At 54.5% G+C, this 24797-nt stretch carries 31 protein-coding genes and 1 tRNA gene; 14 read left to right on the top strand and 18 right to left on the bottom strand.

Features of this window, described 5'->3' with window-relative positions:
• From PI91_RS07115 to PI91_RS07060, 12 genes are all read right to left on the bottom strand, one after another.
• Nucleotides 1–1470, bottom strand: a complete 1470-nt coding sequence (locus tag PI91_RS07115; protein ID WP_039265769.1) for a DUF1073 domain-containing protein — start codon at nucleotides 1468–1470, stop codon at nucleotides 1–3.
• Nucleotides 1470–3092: a hypothetical protein gene (locus PI91_RS07110; RefSeq protein ID WP_039265768.1), complete on the bottom strand. Its 1623-nt coding sequence runs from the start codon at nucleotides 3090–3092 to the stop codon at nucleotides 1470–1472. Before PI91_RS07110 ends, PI91_RS07115 begins: the two co-directional genes overlap by 1 nt.
• Nucleotides 3093–3094: 2 nt before the next feature.
• Nucleotides 3095–3667, bottom strand: a complete 573-nt coding sequence (locus tag PI91_RS07105) for a terminase small subunit (protein WP_039265766.1) — start codon at nucleotides 3665–3667, stop codon at nucleotides 3095–3097.
• Nucleotides 3668–3725: 58 nt separating this feature from the next.
• The gene (locus tag PI91_RS07100; RefSeq protein WP_052232715.1) at nucleotides 3726–4271 is read right to left on the bottom strand and encodes a hypothetical protein; all 546 of its coding nucleotides are present in this window, start codon (nucleotides 4269–4271) and stop codon (nucleotides 3726–3728) included.
• Nucleotides 4268–4798: a lysozyme gene (locus tag PI91_RS07095; protein WP_039265765.1), complete on the bottom strand. Its 531-nt coding sequence runs from the start codon at nucleotides 4796–4798 to the stop codon at nucleotides 4268–4270. The genes PI91_RS07100 and PI91_RS07095 overlap by 4 nt, the downstream gene beginning before the upstream one ends.
• On the bottom strand, nucleotides 4776–5096 hold the full coding sequence (locus PI91_RS07090; protein WP_039265763.1) for a hypothetical protein: 321 nt from the start codon (nucleotides 5094–5096) through the stop codon (nucleotides 4776–4778). Before PI91_RS07090 ends, PI91_RS07095 begins: the two co-directional genes overlap by 23 nt.
• Nucleotides 5097–5167: 71 nt before the next feature.
• Complete coding sequence (locus PI91_RS07085; RefSeq protein WP_039265761.1) at nucleotides 5168–5782, bottom strand: methyltransferase domain-containing protein; 615 nt, start codon at nucleotides 5780–5782, stop codon at nucleotides 5168–5170.
• Entirely contained in the window at nucleotides 5733–6629 is an 897-nt protein-coding gene (locus PI91_RS07080; protein ID WP_052232714.1) for a hypothetical protein, read from the bottom strand. The genes PI91_RS07085 and PI91_RS07080 overlap by 50 nt, the downstream gene beginning before the upstream one ends.
• On the bottom strand, nucleotides 6605–7174 hold the full coding sequence (locus PI91_RS07075; RefSeq protein ID WP_052232713.1) for a hypothetical protein: 570 nt from the start codon (nucleotides 7172–7174) through the stop codon (nucleotides 6605–6607). The genes PI91_RS07080 and PI91_RS07075 overlap by 25 nt, the downstream gene beginning before the upstream one ends.
• Before the next feature lie 284 nt (nucleotides 7175–7458).
• The gene (locus tag PI91_RS07070; protein ID WP_039265760.1) at nucleotides 7459–7893 is read right to left on the bottom strand and encodes an antiterminator Q family protein; all 435 of its coding nucleotides are present in this window, start codon (nucleotides 7891–7893) and stop codon (nucleotides 7459–7461) included.
• Nucleotides 7894–8176: 283 nt separating this feature from the next.
• On the bottom strand, nucleotides 8177–10369 hold the full coding sequence (locus tag PI91_RS07065) for a VapE domain-containing protein (RefSeq protein WP_039265759.1): 2193 nt from the start codon (nucleotides 10367–10369) through the stop codon (nucleotides 8177–8179).
• A gap of 3 nt (nucleotides 10370–10372) precedes the next feature.
• Complete coding sequence (locus PI91_RS07060; protein WP_039265758.1) at nucleotides 10373–10585, bottom strand: helix-turn-helix domain-containing protein; 213 nt, start codon at nucleotides 10583–10585, stop codon at nucleotides 10373–10375.
• Between the two features lie 120 nt (nucleotides 10586–10705).
• Between PI91_RS07060 and PI91_RS07055 the strand changes: the two genes are divergently transcribed.
• The 6 genes from PI91_RS07055 to PI91_RS07035 all read left to right on the top strand — a co-directional run bounded on the left by PI91_RS07055 (nucleotide 10706) and on the right by PI91_RS07035 (nucleotide 15235).
• Nucleotides 10706–11329 carry a LexA family transcriptional regulator gene (locus tag PI91_RS07055; protein WP_039265756.1) on the top strand — a complete coding sequence of 208 codons (624 nt, stop codon included), beginning with the start codon at nucleotides 10706–10708 and terminating at the stop codon, nucleotides 11327–11329.
• Between the two features lie 336 nt (nucleotides 11330–11665).
• Nucleotides 11666–12178, top strand: coding sequence for a hypothetical protein (locus PI91_RS07050; protein WP_039265755.1), 513 nt, complete (start codon nucleotides 11666–11668; stop codon nucleotides 12176–12178).
• 123 nt (nucleotides 12179–12301) lie between these two features.
• Complete coding sequence (locus PI91_RS26140) at nucleotides 12302–12451, top strand: hypothetical protein (RefSeq protein ID WP_198527858.1); 150 nt, start codon at nucleotides 12302–12304, stop codon at nucleotides 12449–12451.
• Nucleotides 12448–13368 (top strand): hypothetical protein, encoded by a 921-nt coding sequence (locus tag PI91_RS07045; RefSeq protein ID WP_039265754.1) that lies wholly within the window; start codon nucleotides 12448–12450, stop codon nucleotides 13366–13368. The genes PI91_RS26140 and PI91_RS07045 overlap by 4 nt, the downstream gene beginning before the upstream one ends.
• Nucleotides 13369–13370: 2 nt before the next feature.
• A complete protein-coding gene (locus PI91_RS07040; protein ID WP_039265753.1) occupies nucleotides 13371–14672 on the top strand; it encodes a DUF2800 domain-containing protein in 1302 nt (433 codons plus the stop codon).
• A 14-nt stretch (nucleotides 14673–14686) separates the two neighbouring features.
• Nucleotides 14687–15235, top strand: coding sequence for a DUF2815 family protein (locus tag PI91_RS07035; RefSeq protein WP_039265752.1), 549 nt, complete (start codon nucleotides 14687–14689; stop codon nucleotides 15233–15235).
• A gap of 44 nt (nucleotides 15236–15279) precedes the next feature.
• On the opposite strand, the gene PI91_RS07030 is transcribed toward PI91_RS07035, so the two are convergent.
• Nucleotides 15280–15801, bottom strand: a complete 522-nt coding sequence (locus tag PI91_RS07030) for a hypothetical protein (RefSeq protein ID WP_039265750.1) — start codon at nucleotides 15799–15801, stop codon at nucleotides 15280–15282.
• Between the two features lie 22 nt (nucleotides 15802–15823).
• Here PI91_RS07030 and PI91_RS07025 point away from each other — a divergent pair, with 22 nt between their 5' ends.
• Genes PI91_RS07025 through PI91_RS07000 form a run of 6 tightly spaced genes read left to right on the top strand, consistent with a single transcriptional unit; the run spans nucleotide 15824 to nucleotide 19418 of the window.
• A complete protein-coding gene (locus PI91_RS07025; protein ID WP_039265749.1) occupies nucleotides 15824–17887 on the top strand; it encodes a DNA polymerase in 2064 nt (687 codons plus the stop codon).
• 5 nt (nucleotides 17888–17892) lie between these two features.
• Entirely contained in the window at nucleotides 17893–18096 is a 204-nt protein-coding gene (locus tag PI91_RS07020; protein WP_039265747.1) for a hypothetical protein, read from the top strand.
• A 5-nt stretch (nucleotides 18097–18101) separates the two neighbouring features.
• Nucleotides 18102–18473 carry a zinc-finger-containing protein gene (locus tag PI91_RS24585; protein WP_039265746.1) on the top strand — a complete coding sequence of 124 codons (372 nt, stop codon included), beginning with the start codon at nucleotides 18102–18104 and terminating at the stop codon, nucleotides 18471–18473.
• A gap of 10 nt (nucleotides 18474–18483) precedes the next feature.
• Nucleotides 18484–18702 carry an ANR family transcriptional regulator gene (locus PI91_RS07010; RefSeq protein WP_039265745.1) on the top strand — a complete coding sequence of 73 codons (219 nt, stop codon included), beginning with the start codon at nucleotides 18484–18486 and terminating at the stop codon, nucleotides 18700–18702.
• Nucleotides 18692–19147, top strand: coding sequence for a hypothetical protein (locus tag PI91_RS24145; protein WP_157841582.1), 456 nt, complete (start codon nucleotides 18692–18694; stop codon nucleotides 19145–19147). The genes PI91_RS07010 and PI91_RS24145 overlap by 11 nt, the downstream gene beginning before the upstream one ends.
• A 1-nt stretch (nucleotide 19148) precedes the next feature.
• Entirely contained in the window at nucleotides 19149–19418 is a 270-nt protein-coding gene (locus PI91_RS07000; protein WP_039265743.1) for a VRR-NUC domain-containing protein, read from the top strand.
• Here PI91_RS07000 and PI91_RS06995 read toward each other — a convergent pair.
• Nucleotides 19411–19920, bottom strand: a complete 510-nt coding sequence (locus PI91_RS06995) for a hypothetical protein (RefSeq protein ID WP_039265742.1) — start codon at nucleotides 19918–19920, stop codon at nucleotides 19411–19413. The two genes, PI91_RS07000 and PI91_RS06995, sit on opposite strands and share 8 nt — an antisense overlap.
• 70 nt (nucleotides 19921–19990) lie before the next feature.
• On the opposite strand from PI91_RS06995, the gene PI91_RS06990 reads away from it, so the two are divergent.
• A complete protein-coding gene (locus tag PI91_RS06990) occupies nucleotides 19991–21391 on the top strand; it encodes a DEAD/DEAH box helicase (RefSeq protein WP_039265741.1) in 1401 nt (466 codons plus the stop codon).
• A complete protein-coding gene (locus PI91_RS06985) occupies nucleotides 21388–21576 on the top strand; it encodes an AlpA family transcriptional regulator (RefSeq protein ID WP_039265740.1) in 189 nt (62 codons plus the stop codon). The genes PI91_RS06990 and PI91_RS06985 overlap by 4 nt, the downstream gene beginning before the upstream one ends.
• Here the strand turns inward: PI91_RS06985 and PI91_RS06980 are convergent.
• The 4 genes from PI91_RS06980 to proA form a co-directional block, all read right to left on the bottom strand.
• The gene (locus tag PI91_RS06980; protein WP_039265738.1) at nucleotides 21571–22029 is read right to left on the bottom strand and encodes a hypothetical protein; all 459 of its coding nucleotides are present in this window, start codon (nucleotides 22027–22029) and stop codon (nucleotides 21571–21573) included. The two genes, PI91_RS06985 and PI91_RS06980, sit on opposite strands and share 6 nt — an antisense overlap.
• On the bottom strand, nucleotides 22030–23202 hold the full coding sequence (locus PI91_RS06975; protein WP_039265737.1) for an integrase arm-type DNA-binding domain-containing protein: 1173 nt from the start codon (nucleotides 23200–23202) through the stop codon (nucleotides 22030–22032).
• A 153-nt stretch (nucleotides 23203–23355) separates the two neighbouring features.
• Nucleotides 23356–23431 (bottom strand) — tRNA-Thr (locus tag PI91_RS06970).
• A gap of 111 nt (nucleotides 23432–23542) precedes the next feature.
• The gene (gene proA, locus PI91_RS06965; RefSeq protein ID WP_032646979.1) at nucleotides 23543–24796 is read right to left on the bottom strand and encodes a glutamate-5-semialdehyde dehydrogenase; all 1254 of its coding nucleotides are present in this window, start codon (nucleotides 24794–24796) and stop codon (nucleotides 23543–23545) included.
• Nucleotide 24797 lies beyond the last annotated feature (1 nt).

The following is a 24797-nucleotide window of genomic DNA, read 5'->3' as shown; positions in this document are numbered from 1 at the left end:
CTATCGTTTGAACCATCGTAGCGACCATTTACGATGTCGCCGACCGTCCGCGCTATCTTGCGTAGGCTGGTTCGATATCGGATCTCCGCTTGTCGGTTCTGGCTTCGGGTTTTCAAGTTCGCCGATGCCTGGAGGCGCTTCGTCTTCGGCATTCTCGATATCCTCGTCGGTTATGGATGCACCGATACCTGTTACATCAGAGTTCTCACGCAGGTCAGTCATCGCGGCTTTCGTCGTCATAAGGCCAGCGTCCCGCGCGTTGACTAATGCCGCGGTGGTATTGACGGCCACAGTTGAACGGTCCACATCAGACATCTGCCAGAGAGGGTTAAACTCGAACGTGAAATCATCCGGTAGGGCTTGCTCAAGCTCTGAACGGTAGATGATGTCGATAATCCGTCGTAACGGCTGCCGCAACCGGCGCTCCTGCAACGAGCTCACCCGGTCGTAATAGTTCGCCAGGTCTGCATCGCCAGTGGAAAAGCCCTTCGGAGACTGACCAAACAGGCGTACCAGCGGGATACCTACCGCTCCGCTGATCTGCTCGGCGAACTGAGCAAGAATATCGTCCAGGCCTGCGAAGCTGTACTGATGGGTTTCGAAGGTGTCGCTGTTATCTTTGAGAGTCATCCCCTCGTTACTCTGGAACTGCCGGATCAGGTCGATTTGCTTCAGCAGCGCATCGTAGGCCGGGCCGCCAAAGGCGATCAACTCACGGAGTTTCTCCACGCCATAGGTACGCAGGTGTGCTTTGTAGACAAGCTGGCCAGCCCCCATAGTGGCGCTATCAAAGACGGTGAGCCGGTCCCAGATACGCTCGACAACCGACATCCCCCATTCGTTCTCGGTCATCTTCTGTTGGAAGGGAAGCGTGACACCATCGAAGCGAACAAGGCGGCTATGGTGTATACGCCAGGCGGGAATGCCCGTTGCAGTGGTCACCACATCATAAAATTCAGGTTTACCCAGGTCCGGCCCCATCTCTTTGATGCGACGGGTCAGTACCGGGTTGATCATCCAGCGGTCCAGCGGCAGGATGCCCTTAAATTTGCCTTTGCCGATGGTCTCCAGTCGGAGCGGTGTCATCGGTGCCTGACCTTCGATCATGATGAAGCCAACCGCACCGCCGTAGAGCCGCGACCATTTCAGGACATCGTTGAGCGCGTCCCACAGCTGCAGGTCATCAAACTGAGACTCAATAACGCCCCTATCTTTCGCATCGATTTCAGAGGTGATGCGAATACCCTTGCGGGTCATGTCGTCGGGGATGGCATCAACAGCCTCACCGACGATCCACGACGAGCGGTATGCCCATTCCACCAGCAGCCGGTTGCGGCTGGTAAAATTTGCCCGATACGTAGACGCTGCATGCTGGTTAGGCGTCTGCATCCCTACCCGGGCGGCAAAGTTTTCATAGCTGTCAGCGGTAGCAACTGCTTTACGCTGGCCAGCCTGCTTTGATTTTGCCATTAAGCCTGTCTCCCGAGCCTTTCCCAGATATTCAGTGCCGCATTCATCGGCGCATAATTGATCATCACTGAGTCAGCGTTGTTCGGCGATTTGGTACCGTCGGGCTGTTTATCAATAACCATCTTGCCGACGCCATTGATGGAGAACGTCGGTTGCGATAGTTCTGTGATGAGTTTGTCCAGGCAGGCAATGCTGCTGGATAACGAGATAATTTCGTCGGGGTTGTAGGGTTTGCCCTCTACCACCGCGCGGTAGGAGTTACGGAACAGCTTGCGTAAATGCCACCAGCTCTGCGCTTTGGCATTTGCAAAGAAATCCTTATTCAGCCGAGCAGCCCGGGCGTTATCCCCCGGTACCGCTTCTCCATCTGGATCAAACACCGAGCCGCTACCGCGGAACGGCGTTGCGAGAATAGCTGGGCGGCGATTTGCTCTGCGCTGTTCGTTAATAACGCGGGCATCACCGCGCGCGCCAGCCCCGAGGCCATCTTCATCGAAACGTAGTTCTTCGACGGCAGCCGCATCGCAAAGCCCGAAAGCGCGCTCGACGGTAGAGAAGATATCGCTACCCTTGCCAGACCATTCCTGGACATCTTCCAGCAGGAAACCATACCGGGCTGAATAAGAGTTTTTGTCCCGCCCCTCGTCAGCAATGTCCAGAGCCCCCTGGCGTCTGCCTGTCGGTTTGATACCCAGTTTGATATGGGCATCAATAGCCGCCTGCACCCATTCAGCGGGGATGAGGACACCTTCCGCCGATGCGGCATAATTCAGGTCCAGTTCTTGCGCCACGACCACCGGATTATCGATTTTATCGCATTCGTTGCGGTACCACTCATCGTCCTTGCGAGGGTCGCTGCGCCAATGGAATGTAAACACGGGGATTTTGCCGCCGTGGCGTTTCTGAGCGAAAGGGTTACCCATCCCGTTAACGGAGGAGAGGTCAATACGGCAGCGGGTCGTTTGCGACAGCGCTGCGTCAATCAGTTGCGGGCGCAAAAGGAAAGCAGACTCATCCACCAGATAAAGTGTGGTACGGTCACCACGGCCAATGTTATCGCCAGCCTCACCTTTGATAATGGCCCCGGTTTCCGGGAACTCTACCTGCATAAACCGCGAGTCTTTCTTCTCATTCCAGCCACCACGAAACTCAACGGGCAGCGTTTCGATAAACTTTCTCGCTTTCCAGAGCAACGCTTTAGGATCGCCAGTACTGTCGACATATTCCTCTTTACGGGAGCCGAAACCGATCACCATCTCTTTGTTGAAGAGACAGAGTGAGCAGGCCATCCCTATCGCCGTCCAGCTGAGCCCCATTTCACGGGATTTTTCCGTTATCCCGTTCTCCCGATTGCCCCAGCGTTCCATAATCCAGTGGATCCACTCTTCCTGTTTTGGGAAGAGCAAAAAAGGAATGGTCACCGGCAGGCCGTAGTCGAGGTTACGCGGGTCGGTCGTCATCCCCCAGTCAATGATGAACTGGGCTGGATTGGTACGATAAAACTGCTTCAGGGTTGCCAGCATGGCGGGGTCTTTGCGGATCCTCTCCAGTCGCTCCATTCGCCATTCGAAAACCTGCACGTAGTCAGGTTTTTTGAAATCAAAAGGAAACGGTAAAGGCATATCTAACCCATCATTTTTTTATACGCCTCTGCGGCTTGCTCTGGCGTTAAGTTGGTTGTTTCAGTTCTGACTGGACCACCATCAGCGCCGGTTATCTCGCTCTTAACATTGTCTTTAAACGCCTGAATAGAGACGTGGCGACCAAGCAGCTCAAGGTTTTTGACCTTGTCGGGCCACTTAATCTTTTTGAGAATGCCAACCATCTCTCGATCATCCCCACGGCCCTCAAACATTTCCGCGAGATTGAACCCGCTGAGGTACCGACGCCAGGACTCCGGCCACTCAGAGAGCGGCTTAACGCTTAAATCGTCTTCGAGGATGTCGGCCACATCGAGCTTGTCGATCTCCACTAGCCGCATCAGCACATAATTCGCGTCGATGCCCAACTGGTCGATACGTTCCTGCTTTAGCTCGTTGATGCGGGCGCGTATTTCTGGTCTACCGTAAAGCTCAGCACCTGTAACATGCGCTCGCTTAGCGGAGTACCCCGCACGAATGACGGCTTGGGTGGCATTCAGATCGACAAGAAACTCGCGGCAAAACACCTCGTGCTTCGCTTTCAGCTTCTTAGTCATTTGTTTTTCCATGTGTCAGGTCATTATCGAAGCCCCTCAGTGAAGAGCTTCTGTAATGCTATTGCCTGTCCTGCTCGATTTGACGGATGCCCGCCAGCTGGTTATTCGCTTTTTCGATGGCGGCCAGCAGCGGCTTGATCCAGAGAACAGCCTGGCAATACGTCAGCGCGCTGGTGGTAGTGGCGCTATCACTGGCTGCGTCAGCGTCCCCGGGATCGGCGTGCATTGCGCTGGCACGTAAACTGTTCGCGTAGCTGAGCAGCCCACCAGCGACATCAGCAGGAACAGGCAGATCACAGGTTTTTTCACGGCGGAGGATCTCCCGATACTCGATAACGGTTTTATCGGAGCTGGCATCAATCAGTGAGTTTAATCGGCTGGCGTTTTCGGCAACCTGGTTAAACCGGTTGAAGTTGAAAGCCTGTGCAGCGATAACCGTCTCCTGTAGGGTGTTATCACTGCGCAGAACATCATTATCACTCTTCAGCGTAGCAACGTCAGAGCGGCTGTTTGACAGCAGGACACACAGCACGGCGACTACAGCAATAACGGCCACCAGCAGTATCAGACGCCATGAGGCTTTGATATCGGCTATGGTGATCATTTCAGTCCATCCAGACAGAGTGCTTCTTCTTTGCCGGCACGAGTAACCAGCCCAGGAAGAATCTTGCCGCCACCCCATACCCAGCGAGGGAACTGGTTGCATGCCGCCGTGATGTCTCCACTTCTTAGAAGAGAGAACATCGTGGAGGTGCGCATATTCCCGCAGCCAGCACGAAACGTTACTGATACAGCTGCCGAGAAAGTATTGTCGGACAGCTTACGTCCATTCCCGTAGCGGTTAACGCAGGATTCGGCATCAAGGATGTTGCGTTCCCACTCGGCTGCGATCTGCTGATCTGACTTAACGGTGCCGGGCTTCACGCCATGCGTATTACCCATGCCATCAGTCAGCACACCTGCCGGGCAGACATACGGGTCACGTCGGCAAGATTCTGCATTCCCGATTAGCTCCAGACCACGTTCATTGGTTCGAACGTGCCCCGCATTGACCACTATTGCGATAATCGTAGCGACTGAGCAAACAATCCCGGTCGCTCCGCTTTTCTTACTCAGTTTCAATTGTGCCACTGGAAATTCTCCGCATAGCCTCCGTTACAACCTCGGCTGCAGCCGGACGATCGGAGTGGGGTTTTTTACCTACATCAGATAGATAGTTCGCCAGCAGCTGAGTTCTTTTTCTTTCCTCTGCCATACGCTCACGCTCTTCTTTGCGTTTTGCGTAATAGGTTTTTATCGTGAAAAACGCCGATACGAGGGCACCGATAATAAATACGTAATCCTGCAGGCTAAGCAAAGAGAACAACCCTAAAGCAGCTGACCACCAGTACGGCAGGTCATGTCCATTTGTTGGGTTCATACGTTGCATTCCACACCTCCGGGGTCGGGGTGCTGTGATGTAAAAAAGCGCCCGCCGAAGCGGGCAAAATGAGGGTCAACTCAGAAACGCCTGAAAGCGTAAGTACCAACCCCTTTGCGCCCGAGCTCGCACTCGATCTCGTTGTGCTCCACACATTCGAAGCCCTGCTCCGCAAACCAGCGCCGCAAGCCCTCATCGGTGAAGTACCAGATATGCTCATCTTTCTTGTAGTGGTGTGATGCCAGAATGTCTTCGGCATCTTTGAAAATCGGGATAGAGACAAACACGAACTGTCCGGCCTGCTGAACTGCGCAAACCGGGTCGTCGATGTGCTCCAGGCTATCCCAGAACGTCAGCGCTGGAGCGCCTTCAGCGTAGAGATCAACGAAACATCCGTTATCCTTCAGCCAGGAAACCCCAGCAGGGTTGACGTCGTAGCCCACCGTTTCCGCTCGCGTGGACACGAACTGTCCGGCCCCGATTCCCACATCGAGTACCAGACCGCGGTAATGGCGAGCTACAAGATCGATACGCGCCTGCGTCAGCGCATGCCCGGTCTCCGTATCGGCATAAGCCTGATACTTTGCAAAATATTGCGAGTTATACGGCCTTGCTGGCGGTACCGGAAATCGACCGATCCCCAGCTCAGGCAGAAACACCAGCCCGCGTTCCAGTTCCTGATAAAACGACTTCATGGAGCCAGGCCTCTAATTTGTTAGTGAAATGGGAGATCCGCTTGTCGCAGTGGTGGTCCCACTCTTCACAGCGGCAGTAGTTGTCAGGGATGGCCCAGCCAACCCGCGACAGGTCCATCGCCGGATCGGTAACGATTTCCGGGGCGTTGTGGCCGCCACGCCCGCCCGCTACAACGTAGACAGGTGTTTTGTAGGCAATCGCTGCGGGCAGCGCCCAGCCAACAGGCGTTACCACCACAGCAGCATGCTCAACAAGGCGCATCAGCGATTTGAAACCAAGCTCACCACCATGAAGCCGCAGATCAGCTTCTGGCAGCTCGCCGACGGCCCATTCCTCGCCGTCCTGCAAATCGGCCACGCTGATCACGCAGAAATGCTTACGCAGGATGCGGGAAGCCTTCAGCAGGTAATCAGGGTCCGGATTGCGCGAATCGCTGCGCCATTCTGATCGGACGGTAGCCGGGCGGATGACCGCAATCGGCTTTTCGTGCGTAAACTCCGCAGGGCCGAAGGAAGGGAGATCCAGCTCTGCTGGCTCCGTGCCGAACTGCTGGCGCATTGCGTCGAATATCGACCCGCGCCGCAGATGGTCTGGCCCGTAGAAAATGCGCTTTGTCTGGCGCATATCTGGCAGCGGGTGGAATACCGATTGCGTGCGGTGCTCGTTCTTCCGCTGAGTTCTCAGCGTCGTGTTGCTGCGCACCGGGCGAACGGGTAAATCCTCGTACAGCTCCGGCCAGGGCGTTTTGATAAACGAGCCAGCTGGCAGCTGGCGGACGAAAGCACGCTGGTAGATGTTGTCGCCCATCCCCAGCATGCCCTCTATGAAAAGGGGTACATTTTGCATGTGACCTCGCGTAGCGCCTCGTCGAGTGACTGACGCCGAAAGCAGTTAAGCGCCGTCTGACGGCTGCTGTTGGTGATATTGACCTTCCCGATAAGCAGCTGCGCGACGCGAGCAAACTCACCGTGCCAGCGCTTCACGTTCGCTGCTGTCGGGTTATCCAGACAGGTGTGGTCCCCGTGCCAGTGGCTGCCATTTGAGATCGAGCAGTCGAAGCCCAGCAGGATGATGCGCTTTGCACCCAGCCAGTGGGCGAACAGGATGGCCCTCTGCCCTGAATTGAAGGTGCCAGTGGTATCAGTCGGGAACAGGTTCAGACCATGCCTGGTGTGCGCCCTGCGGTTGCATGTCCAGCGCTCAGGCCCATCAGGTAGTGCGGGGATGTTCATATCCCACCAGCGCAGGTCGCCCGCGTAGATGTGAGTACAACCCGGTGCCGCGCGCCATGATGAGTTAACCGCGATGACCGGGAGGCCAGAACGGCATGCCGCAGCGCAGTCAGCGATAGTGAGAGAGGGGCCTGAAGCGCAGATGATTGCCGCATCCATCCCAACCCCCATAATTTGTTAAAAAACGGCCTGATTTAACATAATGACCGTTACCCGCACCGGCCAAACAGCACTCGCCCCATATTCGCGGCGAACGGCTTATTTACGCGGATTAAGCGGACTGAAACCGACAAAAACAAGTGAATAAATCGTGCATAAAACAGGGTGCAAATTGCATAGCGTTTTTTCGCAGCGAAAGCCCTGTTTTATTAACTTTTCCCCTGAACTGGGTAAGAAAAAAGGCCCCCTCGCGGGAGCCTCTTCGTTGAGGTCAGAAATTCAACTCATACCAGCGTAGCGCAGTTTTTGCGTAGCGCACTAATACTTTTTTCATCCCTTTGAATTTCGACCTCAGGATCCATCTGAAGGCTCACGCCAAGCATGCAGAGACACCCCTCTATGAATCCCTCTGCTACCTGCAACTGCTGGCGGATAAATCCCTCAGAACAGCGACGCCGCCGCCCTATCTCGCGCTTGGTCAACCCGTAGACGTAGTACAGCATGATGACGTCCAGTTCCTCAGGCTTGCGGACCTGCTGCAGGCGACAGACGCAGGCATCGATAACCAGCCCGTCGTCATCGCAGCAACTCAGCCTGCTGGACGAACTGCTGACCACCAGCCCTTTAAATCCCGCCGCTATTGGAGCCCAGCTCACCGCGGTATTGCTATCGGCAGCCCAGCCACCCCAGCGCTCTAAAACCTGTTGAATATTACGCATAGCTCTGACCTCTACGTTTTGCTACGAAAAAATTTCCAGGGAACCGCGTCCGTCTCTCCGTGGACGTGGGTAACGCAGTCCCAATTCGCTTATTGCACGCAGTTATGTGCAAAAAATTACTTGTTCGGCCTGTACCAGCCTGTACCCACCTGTACCAGCTCTTTTCAAACCTTTTCCCCAAACGATATATATATATATATATGGGGTTCTTAGTAATTAGGTTGGTACAGTTGGTACAGTTGGTACTGACCTTTAAATTCAATTAGTTAAAATGTACCAACCTCTATTTCGAGGCTGGTACAGGTTGGGACACCGCCTCAAAAATTCGAGTCATTTTTCCGTCAACACGACGCTGAACACGCTTATACCCGCAATTTTGCAAAACATTGCTAATTCGCATTTCTTCGCGTTTACCGATGTGGCTGGGATTTAAGCCAATCGCATCGCGCAGAACGTCGCTAGCGCGTAAAAATTCGCAGTTTCGCGGAATGTCGTTAGTCATCAGGTCAGGCGTGTCGAGCCATTTCTCGACAGTTTCGAGCCACGCGTCCTTAATGGTGTACTGCTCGTGGACACTCGCACCGAGGCGCTCAGCATCGCGGAACTGGATGCCGCCAAGGCGCTTAAACGTCTCGCGGGCCTCAGCCCACAGCAAAAGGAGGTCTGTTTTTATCGCTTTCACGTCGACTTTCGACACCTCAACGGGCAGCCACCGGCGGTTACCGGTCTTGTCAGCGAGGAATTCGTCCTCGTTTGTGGTACCAACGAACACCAGGCGACGCGGGAACTGGGTAGCGAACTCGCGGTATTTAGGGATCCAGTTCTCATGCGTGCGCGTCACGAATGCCTTGATGGATTCCAGCTCTTTGGTGTTGAGGCCGCGCAGCTCGCCAATCTCTGCCACCAGACGCCCGCGCATCTTGCGTGCGAGGTCATCGTCTTTCTCAGCGAAAGAGATCTCGGTGAAGAACGCCGGGTCGGGGCTAAGCGCTTCCACGCCGGAGGACTTACCGCAGCCCTGAGGACCGACGAGGATCGGCACCATATCGGCTTTGACGCCGGGTTCCAGCACCCTGCCCGCCAGCGCCGTCCACATGTACATGGACACCGCGCGGGTGTATGGCGTGTCGGCGGTACCGAAGTGCGTATGGTAGAAAGTTTCGATACGCGGCACGCCGTCCCACTCCAGCCCGTTCAGCCAGGTGGTCGCCGAGTCGAAAGGCTGTTCGTCAGCGGCCAGAAGCACCACGTCGCGTATCAGCTCACGCCCGACAGGCTTAAAACCTCGTTTTTCCATCGTGATGCGCAGGCGCGCATAGTCCGCATCGGTGAACGCCTGCCACTGGCCGGAGCCCGCCTGGGCGAACATGATTTCGTCACGGAACTGGTCAAAGCGGATATCGATATCCACGAAGTCAGGACGTACTACCGCTTTGGCCGCATTGCTGATGGTGGCCTCGATGCGGCCCCACTTATCGCGCTCGAACGCCGGCAGCGGTAATGGCTCGGCCACTTCGGTGCTGGTCAGGTCTTCGAAATCGTCGTTGCGGATCCCAATGGCATTGAGGAAATCGCCGTCATCGCGGTGCGCGCAGCTGGCGTGCAGACATTTGAAATGTTCCTGCTCAAAGCCCGCGGTACCGCCCGGGAAGTAAACCGTACTGGTCGGGTCGCCGCCCGTGCTGTGGCCGTCCTCAAACGGGCAGCGGATGTATCGCTCGCCGTTCGCGCCGTCCAGCAGCGTCCAGCCATTGGCATCGAGGTATTCGGCCGTATTATCTGTGGCACCGGGCGTGAAGGTTGAGCGGTCTCGCATCTTCGTGCTGCCCGCTTCGGTGGTGACCGACACAGGCAGCTGTTCAGCAAGGCGCTGCCACAGCGTTTCGAGCTGTTCGGCAGTAACGGCCGACGGCTCATCCGGCAGATCGCCATCCCACTCTATCCGGGCACCGCTGCTGTGGGTGCCACAGGCAACGAACTGTTGCCCGTTGGCCAGCAGCTCGATAATCCCCATATCGCCCGCCAGACGGTGGATGCGCTTACGGAAATCACCCTCTACGGCCAGCAGATACAGGCATTTGTTGCTGTTAGCGCGCCAGCGACGCGGCGGCAGCTCGCCCAACAGCTGCACCAGCGTTTTGCGAATATTGGCCTGGATGTCTTCGTCTTCGCTGTCACAGTCCAGCGCCAGCCAGCCATGACCGGTACGCACGCAGATACCGTAATCCGGTTCGTTCGACCAGCGGGCAAAGTCATGCTCGGTTACGACGTGCTCTGTCCACTGAGCAATGCCGGTTACCAGACGGTCACGGTTATAGCGGCTCGGCGTCTTGCCCAGTGCTTTCAGTTTACTGTCGGGGGAAATGGCCGCGCCCGGGTTGCACACGACCGGCAGCAGCTGGTCAGTACGCCCCAGCACCAGATCGAAGTGGAACCATTCGTCAGGCGTTGCCCCCCAGATCTTTTTCTCTGGCATGGGTTACACCTTTTTCTCGTTTTGTGAGCCGTGCAGCAGCCAGTTGGGGTCGCAATCAAGCGCAACGGATAATTCAAGAAGATATCGAGGGCGGGAAATTACACCGCTTTCAATCCTATTAATGGCCTGCTGACTAACCCCTGTTAGCTCAGCCAGCGTGACCTGCGTCATTTTGAGCTCTTTACGTCGCTCTTTTAATCGGGTAGCCAGAGTCATAGTCATTACCTCATACAATTTTAGTGGTATTTAGCAACAACAAACGAGGTTTGTCAAATACAACAAAAATTGTATCTAATAGGGAGACACTCAATAACTCAACCCCAGAAGGACCACAACATGTCTCTCGCAGCCCGTTTTAAAGCACGCCGTTTGGAATTAGGAATGACCCAAGTGGAGGTCGCGAACTCTGCGGGAGTTAGCCAGCAGTCCATTGAATCCATTGAAAGCGGACGCACCCGAAAGCCTCGTAATCTTCTCGACCTGGCTAAGGCTTTGAAGTGCAGCCCGGACTGGCTTTTGAATGGCAAAAACATTATGCCCCTGGCAGAGATAAGCACCCGCCGCATACCGATACTAAGCTATGTCCAGGCTGGCGAACTCACAGAAGCAAGAGACGTAACAGACCTTACTGGTGATTTCGAATACGTTCTGGCAGATTCAGATGTACCGGAAACATGCTTTGCATTGCGCATAGATGGCGACAGCATGCAGCCTGAATTTAAGGAAGGGGATATCGTTATCATCGACCCGGATCTATGCCCTACTCCAGGGGAATTTGTGGTCGCCAAAAATGGCGGTCATGAAGCTACTTTCAAGAAATATCGTCCGTTAGGGGTTGGCATTAACGATTTTGAGCTGGTTCCGCTCAACCCCGACTATCCGGTTTTGCGCAGTGCTGACATGAAGTTGCAAATCATCGGGGTGATGATTGAACACCGTATTTACCGCCGTAAACGCTAACAATCCTGCCTTATCTGGAGGGCCCAACGGCTCTCCCCTACCTTACTTGTAAAATCTTACCAACTAAATTCACTTAAATATCAATAACGTGGTATTTCCACACCACAAAATACCACATTTGTGGTTTACACAATACAACTCAAATTGTAGATTTAACCACAAGTCGAACGGCGCGACTCTAAACCATGCGTCGGGACCGTGGCGGGACAGGATGTCGGCAATACGGGTCAGTAAGTCCCCTTTGGGGTGCGGTGAATTGCAGTCCACCGAGACAAGCCGAAGATCAGCACCGGCCACCGCACCGCCAAAGTGAACTGACCAACGCAGGAAAACACCATGATCACTGTTAAACGAGCAGAGTATCTGTCAGCGCTAACATGCGCTGGCGTGAAGGATGTCAGATATTATCTGAACGGCATCTTCTTCGACCCTGAAGGTTTCATCGTTGCTACCGATGGGCATCGCCTGTTCTGCGGGAAAGCAATAACTGAAGGTGAAAGCGTCATCATAAGCGTGAAAGCAAAGCCACCTACAAAATTCGACCACGTTGTCATTAGTACCGAAAATCGCAGCGCTACGTTCATTGATGATAAAGCGCAGGAGGTATTGATCTCCCCGATTGAAATTATCGATGGCCGCTTCCCAGACTGGCGTCGGGTATCGCATTTCAAACCTGGTAAAGTCGAAGCTGTCGGTATTCATATGCCCTACCTCGCAGATGCGGCAAGGTGCTCAAAGTATTTCGATAAAAAAGCGAATGGCGTTCTCGAAATGCAGGACTCGGCAAGTGCAACGCGTTTCAGATTAGGCCAGGACGCTTACATGTTAATTATGCCCGTCCGAATGTAGTACCCCATCCCCTGAATCATCCATTGCTGTGTGTAGTCTTTGCCCGCCTCCCATGACGGGCTTTTTTATGCCTGAAAGCGCATTCAGTGCAGTGCGCTCCCCGACATGAAAGGAGCACCACCGATGAAACCTGAACACTTCCACCGGCTGATGGGGCGCGACGTGCTCCATTATCGCCGCAAACATTTCGACATGATCACCGGTCTGGCCCTCGCTACTGCGTTCGGCCTGGCTATTACCTTCATTCTCCTTGTAGCGAGGACCGCAGTATGAGCTTAGAAACCAGTCTCGAACTTAACAACCAACTGCTGACGCAGCATAACGCACTGCTTGAACGCCTTATCACTGCCCTGGCCTCTGGCGTGCCCCTCCGCGCGGACACTGTGGCGCAGGTGCAGGAATACCGCGAAACGGTACCGGAAACCAAAGCGGAAAAAACCGTTATTCACAAAGTTACGCTGGAAGATCTGGAGTTCAGCGACATTATCGCCCTGGCTGCATTCTACCCGGAGGCGCAGGAGCTCAGCGAAACGATGGTCCAGCGCGTTATTGATTACCGCGACGCCGAAGGCGATAAGCGCGTTGTGCAGATCGATGCTCTGGACAGCGCCCTGCAGGGTGTTAAACGCGCCGGCCATCTGAACAAGCCAGCATTACTCGACCTGTCACGTAGCATCCTGCGCTTCTGGGATGATTTACCGACCATCGCGGCACGCCGTGAGTTTGCCGAGCGTTTACTTGACGCACCAGCTGACGGGCGCCATGAAGTGAAGCCAAAAACCAGCGGTAAGGATGAAGAACGCACAGGGCCGTTCTACTGCAAGAGCGTTGATGGCTCCGCCGCCAGTGAACTCCACACCTTACGCAAGCTGAATGAACTGCTTAAAAAGGGCCATATCGAGATCACCCGCGTTGAGTATCTCCAGCTGCAGGAGGATTTTGCGCGTAAAAACGCGGCAAAAGGTGGTACCGAAACAAGTGATGATGCCGGGGATAATGCTGGCACGCAGACCGATTTTGCTGCGCTGCGTAAGCAGGCAGAAGGCATGATCCTCCAGCTGGCGAAAGGTGGTTACCGTGCCGAAGCGGTGGCGATTCTGGAAAAACAGGGTGCCAAAAAACTCGGCGAAGTTGCTGACGAGAACCTCGCAGACGTGATCGCTCAGGCTGAAAAAGCGCTGGAGGGTTAATCATGCCAGACGTTCATGCACGACTTTCCCCGTCTTCAGCGCATCGGTGGATGCGCTGCCCCGGTAGTCTGGCGCTGGAGGCCACTCAGCCAGACAAAGAAACGACCTTCGCTTTAGAAGGTACTGCAGCACATGCACTTGCCGAAAAGGTGCTGCGCAACCGCCAGAGTCACCCGGAGCACTATGCAGGTTGCAACGTCGCGATGTTTCTCGGCTCCTATCCTCTTGCTGAGCACCCGGATGATACTTCCGGCCCGCAGGTAGATGAGGAGATGGTCGAAGCCGTTGGCCGTTACGTCGACACCGTCTGGGCGCTGTCGCAGGGCAATGAGCTGCTGGTCGAGCAGCGTGTCGACTTCTCCCACATCGTGGGCGTAGAAGAGTCCTTTGGTACCGCCGACGGCGTAATCATCGCGGGCAACGAGCTGCAGATCCACGACCTGAAATACGGTAAGGGTGTGCGCGTTGATGCTGAGCAGAACGAGCAGCTGCAGCTGTATGCCCTGGGCGCGCTGGAGCAGTTCAGCATGCTGTACGACTTCGAGACGGTGCGCCTGTTCATCCACCAGCCGCGGCTTAACCACGTATCAGAGTGGGCCCTGACGGTGGAACAGCTCCAGGCCTTCGGCGAACGGGCGCAGCAAACGGCAGCCAGTGTGATCGTGATGTTCAACATCGCCGATTGCGAAGGCGTCGAAACCCTGCCGCTGGAAAACTTCACACCCGGCGAAAAACAGTGCCGGTTCTGCAAAGCCAGCGCCATCTGTACCGCCCGGCAGCAGTTGCACTTCAACACTATCGCTGGCGATTTCGTCGACCTGACACAACCTACGGGCGAGCAGCTGGCGGAAGCAGTTAAGCGTGTGCCACTGCTCACCGCCGAACAACTGGCGGAGGTATACAGCCAGGCCGATTTTATCGAATCGTGGCTAAAGGCTGTGCGCGACCGGGTGAACAGTGAGCTGAACGCCGGGCATCCGGTACCGGGCTTTAAGCTTGTTACCGGCAAACAGGGTAATCGAGCCTGGAGCGATGAAGAAGCCGCCCGCGCGCTGCTGAAAGACCAGTTCCGCTATAAAACTGAGGAGGTTTTCGACCTTAAGCTGATTAGCCCGACCAAAGCCGAGAAGCTCATCAAAAAGGCCAGCCCTCGCCGCTGGACGAAAGTCGAAGCGCTGATCACCCGCGCTGACGGTAAGCCCACCGTCGCCCCCGAATCCGACCCGCGCCCGGCGCTCAATATCAACCCTGTTAACGATTTCGACGACGTGTCCGACGACGCGCTCGCCGCTGACCTCATCTGATTAAGGAAATACCCATGAAAATTAAACTGAACAACGTCCGCCTGGCCTTCCCTGCTCTGTTCGAAGCAAAAACCGTGAACGGCGAAGGCGACCCGCGCTTCTCCGCTGTTTTCCTGATGGATCCGAAACATCCGCAGCTGGACGAAGTCCGCAAAGCGCTGAAGCAGGTAGCGAAGGAAAAATGGGGTGAGAAGTGGGAAACCATTTACGGCCAGCTGGAGAAAAAACTCAACCTCTGCCTGCACGACGGTGACGAAAAAGCCGAATACGAAGGCTTCCCGGGCAACTTCTTCCTGAACGCGGCCAACAAAGCACGCCCGGCAGTTATCGATCGCGACCGTTCACCACTAATCCAGGCCGACGGGCGTCCTTATGCGGGTTGCTACGTTAACGCGGTAATCGACATCTGGGCGCAGGACAACAACTTCGGCAAACGCGTTAACGCGTCGCTGGGTGGCGTCCAGTTCCTGCGAGACGGTGACGCGTTCGCTGGCGGCGGTGTGGCCGCGCCGGATGACTTCGACGATATCAGCGAAGGTGCAAATGCCGAGACACTGATTTAACCCTACCCGCCCGGCCTCGCGCCGGGCGAATTAATCTACAAATATTATGTTTTATCAGCAGTTGTAACAGGCTCGGACGTTTTCCCGTCGCCCTCTTTGAGTTTAATCATATTTATCGCATTGTCGTAATACGCTTGCGCACGCTTGGCTATATAACCTTCGTACTCATCCAATTTAAAATATTTAAACATCTTCATAGCGATATTATTTTTAAACTGGATCTTGCTCCAGATAGCATTCATTCTATTTAGGTGAAAATCCCTTCCACTTTCATACTGCTGAAGTTCCTGATGAGTAACGACTTCATTATCTAATTTACATACTGCTTCCCCACCATTCGCTGAAAACTCAACAGCCATACTTTTAGCGTAATAGTGATTCATATGCGCACGGTCTGTTTCTCTCACCCTGACATCAAGCCAGAACTTTTCATTAAGAATAAATTTCTCAATGAATTTAATTAATAAAAAGTCTCTGAATATTAATGCAAAAGGCATTAATACATAAACACCAAGAAAACCGAGGCATGCAGTAATAATCGTGCTTAAGGAAACTGTGAACTCCATTCCATAACTCCTAGGATTAAATATGAGCAATATACTATGGGGCGACCTGGAAACCTATTGCGAAATACCAATCACAAATGGCACACACGCTTATGCGGAAGGTGTCGAAGTGATGCTGTTCGCCTGGGCCATCGGCGAAGAGCCGGTTAGCGTCTGGGATCTGACTGCTGGCGAACCTATCCCCGGCAGGCTTCAGAAGGCTATCGCCGACCCCGACACCCTGCTTTATTTCCACAATTCGCACTTCGATCGCACGGTGCTGCGCCATGCAATACCGCGGCTGGCCCCTGATGTAACACGCTGGCGCGACACAATGGTGCAGGCGCTGGCGCACGGCCTCCCCGGTGCGCTGGGGGCGCTCAGTGATGTGCTCGGCGTCCCGCAGGACAAGGCGAAGGACAAAGAAGGTAAAGCGCTTATCCAGCTGTTCTGTAAGCCACGTCCGAAGAACAGCAAACTGCGCCGGGCCACCAGCAAAACCCACCCGGAAGAATGGCGCCGCTTTGTTGCTTACGCTGGCCTTGATATCGAGGCTATGCGCGAAGTACATAAGCGCCTGCCGAAGTGGAATTATAAGGGTGCGGAGCTGGCGCTCTGGCATCGCGACCAGCAGATCAACGACCGCGGCGTCTGCATGGATGTGCAGCTGGCGCAGGCGGCGATCGAGGCGGTAGACCTCGAGCAAAAACGCCTGGCGAAACGCACGCAGGTAATGACCGACGGCGAAGTACAGGCGGCCACGCAGCGCGATGCGCTGATTAAGCACATTGTTGAATCGTACGGTGTGGAGTTGCCGGACATGCAGCGCAGCACGCTGGAGCGCCGTATGGCGGATCCTGATTTGCCGTCTGCGGTGAAAGAGTTGCTGGCTATCCGCCTACAGGCCAGCACCACCAGCACCAGTAAGTACAAATCGCTGATTAAGGGCGTGAGCAGTGACGGTCGTCTGCGCGGCACGCTGCAGTTCTGTGGCGCATCGCGAACCGGGCGCTGGGCCGGGCGATTGTTCCAGCCCCAGAACCTGCCCCGCCCTTCACTTGAGCAGGACCAGATAGACGAGGGTATCGAGGCGCTGAAAGCCGGATGCGCCGATCTGCTGTTCGATAACATCATGGAGCTGACCAGCTCGGCGCTACGCGGCTGCATCATGGCCCCCGCAGGCAAAAAGCTAGTGGTTAGCGACCTGTCGAACATCGAGGGGCGAACACTGGCCTGGCTTGCCGGCGAGCAGTGGAAGCTGGACGCGTTCCGCGAATACGACGAGGGGACCGGGCCGGACCTGTATAAACTGGCCTACGCCCGCGCCTTCAACATCTCACCGGACGATGTCGATAAATACCAGCGTCAGATCGGTAAGGTAATGGAGCTGGGCCTCGGCTTTGGTGGTGGCGTTGCGGCGTTTCTTACCTTCGCCCTGGTCTACGGCCTCGATCTTGACGAGCTGGCGAACGCCGCTCTGCCGAACATCCCCCGCGATGTTATCCGCGAGGCGAAAAGCTGGTACGACGAATCGGTTAAACGTAAGTCGACCTTTGGCCTGTCCGAGCGTGTATTCATCGCCTGTGACTCGCTCAAGCGCCTGTGGCGCAGAGCCCACCCGGCGACCTGCGATTTCTGGTATGAGCTGGAGCGCACCGTCCGCGCCGCAATAGCCACACCGCAAAAAACGCTCTACTGCGGTTATCTGAAAGTCCGCCGTGATGGTGCATGGCTGCGCATACAGCTGCCATCCGGGCGCGCGCTGTGCTACCCGTCCCCGTCCATCGAGAAGGGGAATATCACCTATCAGGGCGTTAACTCCTACTCGCGCAAATGGCAGCGGCTCAAAACCTACGGCGGAAAGCTGGTGGAAAACGTCACTCAGGCGGCCGCTCGCGACGTTCTGGCCGGAAACATGCCGCTGATCGAGGATGCCGGTTACAGCATTGTGCTGACGGTACACGATGAGGTGATCACCGAAGCGCCGGACACAGACGATTTCAACGATAAAGCGCTCTCCGCGCTGCTCTCCACTAACCCCGAATGGGCGCCCGATATCCCGCTGAACGCTGGCGGCTTCGAGGCGTACCACTACCGTAAGGATTAATCGCTATGGCTGTAATAAAAACGCATACCGGAACGGTTATTACCCGCACCGGTGAAAAGCAGGTGCAACTGCATCAAAACCCAACAACGTGGGTGGCTGGCCCAAAAGAGTATTACTACAAAGACACTGGCCGCCGCGGTGGCGCCGTCGGTGTCCGTACTCGTCTGGTGCTGAGCAGCATTCGCCCGATCACTAATACTGAGGACTGATTGCGATGGTTATTTGCGACTACTGCGGGAATAAAGCTGCACTGGTTACTGGGCGTAAGATTTACCCCCATCGACCCGACCTTTTTCCTCTGCGGTTCTGGCACTGCGAACCATGCAAAGCATGGGTGGGCTGCCATAAAAACAGTGATGCTCAACCACTCGGCAGGCTTGCGAATGCAGAATTGCGATTAGCAAAAAGTGCAGCCCACAGAGCTTTTGACCCGCTCTGGAAATCGGGCGAAACGACGCGAAAACAAGCTTATCAGTGGCTTAGTATCCAATTAGGCATCCCCTCTGAAAGTTGCCATATCGGGATGTTTGATGTCGCAACATGCCAGCGTGTCCAGACCATTTGCGCTTCAATGAATTGTTTCTGAGGTAACCCCTATGTCATTTAAATATCGTGACAGTCCGCTTTATTACCGGACTGCACGGGAAGCTTTGCGCCTTGAGCAGTCCGGCGAGTATGACCGGGCGGCGAAAGTCTGGGCCAAAGCAAACCGCGAATCACGTAACGAACTGAATCAGGACTGGAGCGAACGCCGGTCTGATTTTTGCCTGATGCAGAACATGCGCGAAAAGCGTAAGGCGGTGGATGATGCCTAGCAGCGACAAACATACTCTCGCAGATGATGAAAGCGTGAAAACCTATTACATCCATCCGATGGCATTTGGTGGCACGCAAAACCCAGGCCACAGGCATGTTCCTGTTGTGCATGCTGATGACTTCGAGAAGCTGCGCGCCAGGCTGGAAGCCTCAGAGAACCAGGCAAAACAGCAAGGAAATATCGCGGTAGCGCTGTTTGATGAGGTAACAGCATTGCGTCGAAACGCCGATGACAAAGCGCCGGAACTGCGCGCTCAACTTGAAGAAGCCGAGAGCCGGATTACTGAGCTTGAGGAGTGGGAAGTTAAATTGCCTGAGCGTTACGAGGTAGACATGTGTCCTACGCCTCACCCAGAAGGAGAGTGGTATTCACGCGAGGACGTATTAGCAGCCTTGGTAGCTGCTGGCGTAAAAGTCGCTGCTGAAGCCGGTAAAGGAGAGTGATATGGCCTATGAACGTGAAAGCCTTATCGAAAAGCACCTCGTCGCCGAAGTGAAAAAGGCTGGCGGGGTCGCCTTTAAGTTCGTGTCGCCTAGTCGCCGCTCGGTACCGGATCGCATTGTCCTGCTTCCCGGCGGCCGCCTCGTCTTTGTTGAATGCAAAGCGCCAGGCAAACCACCACGCGCCGACCAGCTGCGGGAGCACGAACGGCTGCGCGCGCTGGGCTTTACCGTGGTGGTGCTGGATAGCAAAAATCTGGAGGGGATTATTTAATATTAAATTGGCTAAGTTCTAGAGCTCGTTTTTTTATACTTGCAGCTAAATCAACTGCATCCCAAAGTGTGTCGTCATCACCTATAGCTTTTTCAGCAGCTGTTAACTTTCTGACCTTATTCCCAGCGGACACAAAGTCTTCAAATAATTTTTTCAGCACTTCATCCTGAAATGCACGTACGTTAATCTCAGTGTTTATTAAATTTCTATGATGGTCAGGAACAGGAATATTACTCCCGTCTTTTGGGGAAAGGTAAACACTTTGAAGACTTGCAACCTCATCATTAAGAAACTCAATAATATCGCTTAAAAGATAAGAGGAGATCACATTAATTTTATGCTTTTCAGTTTCCAACTTAATTGTATTTTTAGAGTTCTGCCTTTGAATAACATACGCAATCCCGCCTGAAATAAGAGCACCAATAACTACCCCCGCCAGACCGTACATTCCGGGGGAGACCGATGCTCCGGTAGTCATTTTCTCACAGTAAACAGTAAGCATTATTAAATCCCTTTTGTTAAAAATTTCTGTATGGATAAGAGGTTAGCATAGACGAGGATAAAAGTTGCTCATGCCGAAATATAAAGTTTTCACACCCCGCCCTTATCAAGACCTCATTATCAATCACGAAATCGACACCCTGCGCTGCAACATCTGGGCGGGAATGGGTATGGGTAAAACAGTGGCGACGCTCACCACGCTGGAAGATCTCTTCATGGCGGGAGCGGAGACTCAGCCCGCGCTGGTTCTCGCGCCGCTGCGCGTGGCAGCCAGCACCTGGCCGGATGAAGCTGTGAAATGGGGCCATCTGCGCAATATCGAGGTGCAGCCGATTGTCGGTAATGCCAAAGCGCGCGCTGCGGCGCTGGCGAACAGCAACGCCAGCGTGTTTACCATCAACTACGACAATCTGGTATGGCTGGTGGAAGAGCTGGGCGGCCGCTGGCCGTTCGGTACCGTCATTCCCGATGAAAGCACCCGGCTGAAATCTTTCCGGCTACGTGGTGGCGGTAAGCGTGCGGCTGCGCTGGGCAAAGTGGCACATAAGCACGTCCGGCGTTGGATGAATCTCACCGGTACGCCAGCGCCGAACGGCCTGGTGGATTTGTGGGGACAAGCGTGGTTTGTGGATCAGGGGCAGCGCCTCGGGCGAACTTACGGCGCGTTTACCTCCCGCTGGTTCAACTCAATACAGTTTCCGGGGCAGAGCTGGACTAAGCTGGAGCCGTTCGCACACTCACAGGACGAAATACAGCGCGCACTGGCCGACGTGACTATCTCACTGGACGCCGCCGACTGGTTCGATATCAAAGAACCCATCCATAACGTGATCCGCGTGGACATGCTGCCGAAGGCCCGCCAGCAGTATCGCGAAATGGAAAAGGAAATGTTCCTCGAGCTGAACGGCGAAGGCATCGAAGCGCCGAACGCCGCGGCAAAAACAGTGAAGTGTCTGCAAATTGCCAGCGGTGCGGTCTACACCGACGACGCCGGAAGCTGGTCAGAACTGCACGACGCGAAGCTGCAGGCGCTGGACAGCATACTGACCGAGGCAGCTGGTGCACCGGTGCTGGTGGCCTATCATTGGAAGCACGACCTTGAGCGCCTGCTTAAAGCGTTTCCTCGCGGTCGCCACCTCGACCAGGATCCGCAGACGCTGCGCGACTGGAACGCCGGAAAGATACCGGTCCTGTTCGCGCACCCGGCAAGCGCAGGCCACGGCCTGAACATGCAGGACGGCGGCAACATACTGGTGTTTTTCTCCCACTGGTGGGATCTGGAGCAGTACCAGCAAATTATCGAACGCATCGGGCCCACCCGGCAGATTCAGGCCGGACACAACCGCCCGGTGTTCATTCACCACATTATCGCCGCCGACACTATGGACGAAATGGTGATGGAGCGGCGCAACTCAAAACGAACTGTGCAGGACATCCTGCTCGATGCCATGAAGAAAAGGGGTATAGCATGACACCGATTATTTCTGACACTGATCTGATTAACATCAAAGAGGTTGAGCGCTCTGTTGGCCTAAAAAAATCCAGCATTTATGAGCGCATCAGTAACAACGAGTTTCCGAAGCCCAAGAAGCTCGGGAGCAGAACCTCCCGCTGGGTGCGCGGCGAGGTCGAAGAGTGGAAGAAACAGTTTTTATAAATTCTTTTCTAATAGTGACTCCATCTTCTTATCGAACATTTTGATATTCTCGGAAATTAATTCGTGTTGGGTCATTACGCTAGGACGGATTGCAAGTAATTTTTGATGGAAAGTGATTATTTCGCCCTCAGACAGGGTTTCAATACTCGCGATCTTAGGGGTATTAGAATTTTTAAATGAATCTGCGAGCTTTTTCGCCTCCCTCCATGTTTCATCCAATTCTTTCATATAGATAGAATCTACCACTCCTTTCCATCTATTCTTACTTATGAGAGCCGTCAATTCGATATTAGCTATGCAACTTTCAATTTCGTAATAATCTTTAAGCAGTTCCATTTTTAATGTGCTAACAGTATTTTTGTTTGTTTTCCTTCTCGCCAAGTAGGCGTTTATCAAACTCAGAATAGATATAACAACTGCAATAAAAGAAAGAATCACGCTCACTTTATTCATTTAAATTAATCTCATTTTATCGATATAATCCGCATACCATTGCATCATTTCCCGACGGCCTTCCATATACAGGGCATGATTATAAACCCCGCGTATATTGTTCTTATCCACGTGAGCGATCTGGAGTTCAACCCAGTCAGAGTTGAATCCTTTATCGTTCAGGATGGTGCTGAATGTATGCCGGAAGCCATGCCCTACTACTCTCCCCTTATACCCCAGCGTGTGGATCATCCTGTTTATTGTGTTCTCGCTCATGACCTTTGAGGGGTCATTCCTGCCGGGGAACATATTCACGTATCGACCTGTCAGACCGTGCAACTCTTTCAGCAAGACAACAAGCTGGTCGGAAAGCGGTACCAGGTGCGGACGGTCCATCTTCATAAATTCGGCGGGTATCTGCCATAGCCGATTATCGAAATCTATCCATTCCCATTTTGAATGTCGCAATTCGTAAGTACGCAGGCCCGCCAGCATCATGATCTGCAACCCCAGTCGGGGGAGCGGGCTCCCCTTGTAACTCTCAAGCGCCGCCAGAAAATCGGGCAGTTCTTCAGCCGTCAGGAACGGAAAGGACTCTCCTTTATGCCCGGCCATTGCGCTGTTCAGTTCGCTGACGGGGTTATACTTCGCGCGCCCTGTCGCAACTGCATAACTGAATACTTCACCGCACCACCGGCGCGTTTTGGCTGCTTTCTCGGTTGCGCCGCGATTCTCAATTTTGCGCAGTGCCGCCAGCATCTGAACCGGTTCGATTTCAGCAACCGGCAGCTTACCCACAGCCGGGAAAATATCTTTGTTGAACGCTTCGAGAATGTCAGAGGCATAGCCAGGCGACCAGCGCGGCTTCTTGAATTCGTGCCATTCTGCAGCAATCTCTTTAAACGTGATCGTCTTTGCTGCAGCAGCCGCAACGTGGCTTTTGACCTTCACCGGATCAATACCCGCAGCAACGTTCCGCCGGGCCTCGTCTCGCTTATCGCGAGCGGCCGCCAGCGAAACCGCCGGATACACACCAAGCGCGAGCATCTTTTCTTTACCGGCGAAGGTATAGCGATAGCGCCAGTATTTCGCCCCGCTGGTTTTCACCAGCAGGATAAGCCCGTTGCCGTCTGGCAGCTTATAGTCTTTCTCGGCAGGCTTTGCCGTCTCGACCTGTCGCGCGTTTAGTTTCATAGGTACCCGCCTCAAACTCAGATACCCGATTATGTACCCGTTTTAAAATTGGATTGCAACGGCAAAAGGTGGATAACGGTGGACAAACAAAACAGTCAATGCCGCGAAAAACAAGGAAAAATGGACACTTGGGGATGGTACTGGATGAAAAGATGGTGCCGATAATAGGAGTCGAACCTACGACCTTCGCATTACGAATGCGCTGCTCTACCAACTGAGCTATATCGGCCCTGAGAGGCCGGTTACGAATGTAACCACGGGGCAAAAGGTTAGATCTATCCGGGTGATGCGTCAATGCCCTTTTGAATCAAACGGCTATTTTTGCATCACCCGTGATTATTTACGCACGAATCGTATCGTCGCCGAAGCCGATCCACTTGTACGTGGTCAGCGCTTCCAGCCCCATCGGACCGCGGGCGTGCAGTTTCTGCGTGCTGACCGCCACCTCAGCGCCGAGGCCGAACTGGCCGCCGTCGGTGAAGCGGGTGGAGGCATTCACATACACCGCAGAGGAATCCACTTCGTTCACGAAGCGATCGGCATTGCGCAGCGTACGCGTCAGGATGGCGTCAGAATGCTGCGTGCCATGCTCACGGATGTGCGCAATCGCGTCGTCAAGATCGCTCACGATTTTCACGTTCAGATCCAGTGACAGGAACTCGTCGTCATACTGCTCCGCGTTGACGGGAACGACGTTAGCCGGGCCATCCTGCAGCAGCGCGAGCGCACTGGCGTCAGCATGCAGCGTCACGCCGCTCTCTGCCATCTGTTTGCTCAGGGCCGGCAGGAAGGTGTTCGCTATGTCCTGATGCACCAGCAGCGTTTCAACGGTGTTACAGGTGCTAGGACGCTGGGTCTTCGCGTTAACGATAATCTTCAGCGCAGGAGCAATCTCAGCGCTGTCGTCTACCACGATATGACACACGCCAATACCGCCGGTGATAACCGGAATCGTCGACTGCTCGCGGCACAGCTTGTGCAGCCCCGCGCCGCCGCGTGGGATCAGCATGTCGATGTATTTGTCCATGCGCAGCATTTCGTTGACCAGCGCGCGGTCCGGGCTCTCAATTGCCTGCACGGCACCCGCCGGTAAGCCACACTCTTCCAGCGCCTGCTGAATGACTTTCACCGTCGCAGCGTTGGTGCGCCATGTCTCTTTCCCACCGCGCAGAATGGCGGCGTTGCCGGTTTTCAGGCACAGGGAGGCGACATCCACCGTCACGTTTGGACGAGCTTCATAAATAACGCCGATAACGCCGAGCGGCACGCGACGGCGCTCCAGGCGTAAACCGCTGTCGAGCAGCCCACCGTCAATCACCTGCCCTACCGGGTCGGCCAGATTGCAGACCTGACGAACATCGTCGGCGATGCCTTTCAGGCGAGCCGGGGTCAAAGCCAGGCGGTCGAGCATGGCTTCGCTCAGACCATTGCGGCGCGCTTCCAGTAAATCCTGCTCGTTGGCGAGCAAAATCTCCTGGGACTGAGATTCCAGATAATCAGCGATTTTTTCCAGCACGCGGTTTTTCTCGCGGCTGGAAAGGAGCGCCAGTTTGTAAGAGGCGGCCTTCGCGGCGGCGCCCATTTGTTCCAGCATG

It is taken from the genome of Enterobacter sp. FB (assembly GCF_000805795.1).
GTDB lineage: Bacteria > Pseudomonadota > Gammaproteobacteria > Enterobacterales > Enterobacteriaceae > Enterobacter > Enterobacter roggenkampii.
This window is presented reverse-complemented; position numbering and strand designations above follow the sequence as displayed.